Below are 3,319 nucleotides of genomic sequence, written 5' to 3'. Positions count from 1 at the left end.
GGGTCGCCGCGTTCCAGGCGGGAGTTCCAGTCGACGGACTCCAGGGTGCGCGAGAACACGACCTTGGGCATGTCGCGCCAGATGTGCGCGAAGTCGACGATCAGAGGAGTGGCGTCGGCGGCCTTGTCGGCGGTCGGCCAGTACGCGGACATCAGTTCGTAGAGCCGCCGCCCGTAGAACGATAGGGCGGTCTCCCGCTCAAAGTCGTTCCAGTACTGGTGCAGTTCTTCGCTCGGATCGGACCAGTCGATGTTGCCTTGTGCGTCGGCGATGTACCCGTCCACCGACACGTTGAAGCCATAGATGAGTTTGCCCATGCCGATCAGACTGCACCGGAGGGCAAAACTCATCGTCGCGGGGTTGCGACAATACGACTCACCATCGCAGAGCCCCTCGAGCCAACAACCAGCGCGATCGCCATGTCGGATTTCCGCCAGTCTTGTCGGTGGGTTCGTGTAATTGTCTATGTATGCACGACGATTTCGACCGCTGTTACCGCGCGATCCAGTCCAAGGATCCGCGGTTTGACGGATGGTTCGTCACCGCGGTCCTGACCACCGGAATCTACTGTCGGCCCAGCTGCCCGGCACGCTCGCCGTTCGCGCGCAACGTGCGCTTCTACCCCACCGCGGCCGCCGCCCAGCGCGCCGGATTCCGGCCGTGCAAACGCTGCCGGCCGGATGCGTCGCCGGGATCGCCGGAATGGAATGCCCGGGGCGATGTTGTGGCGCGGGCCATGCGGTTGATCTCCGACGGCACGGTGGACCGCGAGGGCGTTACCGGGCTAGCAGCCAAGCTGGGCTACACGGAACGTCAGCTGGAACGCTTGTTACAGGCGGAAGTGGGCGCAGGGCCGCTCGCGCTCGCTCGGGCGCAACGGACGCAGACCGCCCGCGTGCTGATCGAAACCACTGAGTTGCCGTTCTCCGACGTCGCGTTCGCCGCCGGCTTCTCCAGCATCCGGCAGTTCAACGACACCATCCGCGAAGTCTGCGACAACACCCCGACTGAGTTGCGGCGCAAGGCCGCTCGGCGCAGCGACATCACCGGCCCCTCCACCGCGGGAACCCTGTCGCTACGGCTGCCTACTCGAACGCCGTTTGCGTTCGAGGGCCTGTTCGGTCACCTTGCTGCCTCAGCGGTGCCCGGTTGCGAAGAGGTTCGCGACGGCGCCTACCGGCGGACACTGCGGCTGCCGTGGGGCCAGGCGATCGTGAGCCTCACGCCGGCGCCCGACCATGTGCAATGCGTGCTGCGCCTGGACGACTTCCGGGATCTGTCCACCACGATCGCCCGCTGCCGGCGCTTGCTCGACCTCGACGCCGATCCAGAAGCTGTCGTCGATTTCCTTTCCACTGACGCTGATTTGGCACCACTGGTCGCCAAGCATCCCGGCCAGCGCATACCTCGCACGGTGGACGAGCACGAGCTCGCGATCCGCGCGGTGATTGGTCAGCAGGTGTCGATCAAGGCCGCGCGGACGCACACTGCGAGGATCGTGAAGGCCTACGGCACGCCGATCGCCGACCCTGAGGGTGGCCTAACGCATGTGTTCCCGCCAGTCGGCCAACTCATCGGCATCGATCCTGATGCGCTCGCGTTCCCAAAATCACGGCAGCGCAGCCTCATTGGCCTGATCGACGCATTGGCGGAGGGCCTCGTGAACTTGAGTCCGGGTTGCGATTGGGAACTGGCCCGCCATCAATTGCTCGAGCTGCCAGGCGTCGGCCCATGGACCACGGAAATCATCGCCATGCGCGGGCTCGGCGACCCGGACGCGTTTCCCGTCGGCGACGGTGGCGTGCGCGCCGCGGCGAAACACCTCGGATTGCCCGACGATGCGCGCGCATTGGGCGAACACGGCTCAAGGTGGCGTCCGTGGCGCTCATACGCCACCCAGCATCTCTGGGCCTCACTCGACCATCCGATCAATCATTGGCCACAGTAAGGAGAAGCCATGAGTACCATCCATTTTCGCGTCATCGACAGTCCTGTCGGCCCGCTGACACTAGCTGGCCGAAACGGCGCGCTGGGCCATCTGCGCATGGAGGACCAGACACACGAGCCGGATCGGACAGGATGGGAGCCCGACAACCACGCGTTCCCCGTCGCCGTCGAGCAACTGACTGCATATTTCGCGGGTGAGTTGACCGACTTCGACCTTGATCTCGAGTTGGCGGGCACGGAGTTCCAGCGACGCGTGTGGTCCGCTCTTCAGACGATTCCCTACGGCGAGACCCGCTCATACGGTGAGATCGCCGTGCAGATCGACGCGGCGGGCGCCTCTCGCGCCGTCGGGCTTGCCAACGGGCGCAATCCAATTGGGATCATCGTGCCCTGCCACCGCGTCATCAGCGCCAGCGGCAGCCTGACCGGCTACGGCGGCGGCTTGGACCGCAAGAGGGCATTGCTTCAGTTGGAGAAGAGCAGGAAGCCGGCCGGGTTGACGCTCTTCGACTGAGTGCGTCGCGCGACCCTTGACCGCGGCCGCTGAGAACGGCGAATAGCATTCCCGGGATGGGGGTGAGATTTCTAGTCGCAACGGTCGCTATCGGATGCGTCGTCGCCGGGTGCAGCGACAGCAACGAAACACACGTCGTCGTGCTCAAAGCGGTCGATTCCTACGGCAATTTGGCGCCCGGCTGGGCCGTCGACGAGACGTGGAAGAGCGGACCGATCGACTGTTCAGGCGGTGCACAGTCGCCCTTCGACGTGACGGACGGCGTGCGGTTCTGCGGTACCACCGCCGACGATGGCGCAGCATGCTGGCCGAAAGGCGCCAACCAGATCTACTGCTTGGCCGACGCCCAAAAAAGGACGGTCAAACTCGCGAATGCCACCGGCCTCAACAAGCCGCTCCAGCGGCGAACGGATCCGCCCACACCGGCGGCGCTGATCCTTCACGACGGCACCGTATGCCGGACCCGAACGGGCGGCACGTGGCCGTCTCGGCCCGACGGAACATCACCTACTCACAAATGCAGCACGCAACCCGGCAAGTTTATGGCGGTGTGGGCGACGTCGGGTGCCCCAGACGGGATTCACAAGAGCTCCGACGGGTGGACGGTAGACGTCGGCAGCGACAGTGGGCCGCTGACCAGGCACACGGTGTCGACTGCTTACTTCGTTGGCATGGGCTGACGAAGCCTCCACCAATGCCTGTGCCCCCCAATAGAATTGGAGGGCACAGGGCTTAATGTGTGTTCGGCGGTGTCCTACTTTTCCACCCGGGTTGGGTAGTATCATCGGCGCTGGCAGGCTTAGCTTCCGGGTTCGGGATGGGTCCGGGCGTTTCCCTGTCGCTGTGTTCGCCGTAACT

The 3,319-nt window shown here is 64.8% G+C and carries 4 protein-coding genes and 1 rRNA gene; 3 read left to right on the top strand and 2 right to left on the bottom strand.

The features are described 5' to 3' along the window. Positions 1–317: dihydrofolate reductase family protein (locus QOH60_RS13160; protein ID WP_526420932.1), on the bottom strand; the 317-nt coding region annotated here is incomplete at its 3' end. Positions 318–469: 152 nt separating this feature from the next. Between QOH60_RS13160 and QOH60_RS13155 the strand changes: the two genes are divergently transcribed. From QOH60_RS13155 to QOH60_RS13145, 3 genes are read left to right on the top strand one after another with little or no spacing between them, the layout of a single operon-like run. Next, complete coding sequence (locus tag QOH60_RS13155; protein ID WP_526420930.1) at positions 470–1,948, top strand: AlkA N-terminal domain-containing protein; 1,479 nt, start codon at positions 470–472, stop codon at positions 1,946–1,948. A 9-nt stretch (positions 1,949–1,957) separates the two neighbouring features. After that, a complete protein-coding gene (locus QOH60_RS13150; RefSeq protein ID WP_526420928.1) occupies positions 1,958–2,461 on the top strand; it encodes a methylated-DNA--[protein]-cysteine S-methyltransferase in 504 nt (167 codons plus the stop codon). Positions 2,462–2,517: 56 nt separating this feature from the next. Further along, entirely contained in the window at positions 2,518–3,141 is a 624-nt protein-coding gene (locus QOH60_RS13145; RefSeq protein ID WP_526420926.1) for a hypothetical protein, read from the top strand. Positions 3,142–3,202: 61 nt separating this feature from the next. Here the strand turns inward: QOH60_RS13145 and rrf are convergent. Continuing rightward, positions 3,203–3,316, bottom strand: a 5S ribosomal RNA gene (gene rrf / locus QOH60_RS13140). Positions 3,317–3,319 lie beyond the last annotated feature (3 nt).

This window comes from Mycobacterium sp. (assembly GCF_032159765.1).
In the GTDB taxonomy this organism is placed as follows: domain Bacteria; phylum Actinomycetota; class Actinomycetes; order Mycobacteriales; family Mycobacteriaceae; genus Mycobacterium.
Note: the sequence above shows the minus strand (reverse complement) of the source record. Positions and strands in the feature narration are given on the sequence as shown.

What these genes read in the sequence shown, in the direction of transcription:
- QOH60_RS13155 (WP_526420930.1), top strand. Translation starts at nt 470, where the DNA reads ATGCACGACGATTTCGACCGCTGTTACCGCGCGATCCAGTCCAAGGAT.
- QOH60_RS13150 (WP_526420928.1), top strand. Translation starts at nt 1,958, where the DNA reads ATGAGTACCATCCATTTTCGCGTCATCGACAGTCCTGTCGGCCCGCTG.
- QOH60_RS13145 (WP_526420926.1), top strand. Translation starts at nt 2,518, where the DNA reads ATGGGGGTGAGATTTCTAGTCGCAACGGTCGCTATCGGATGCGTCGTC.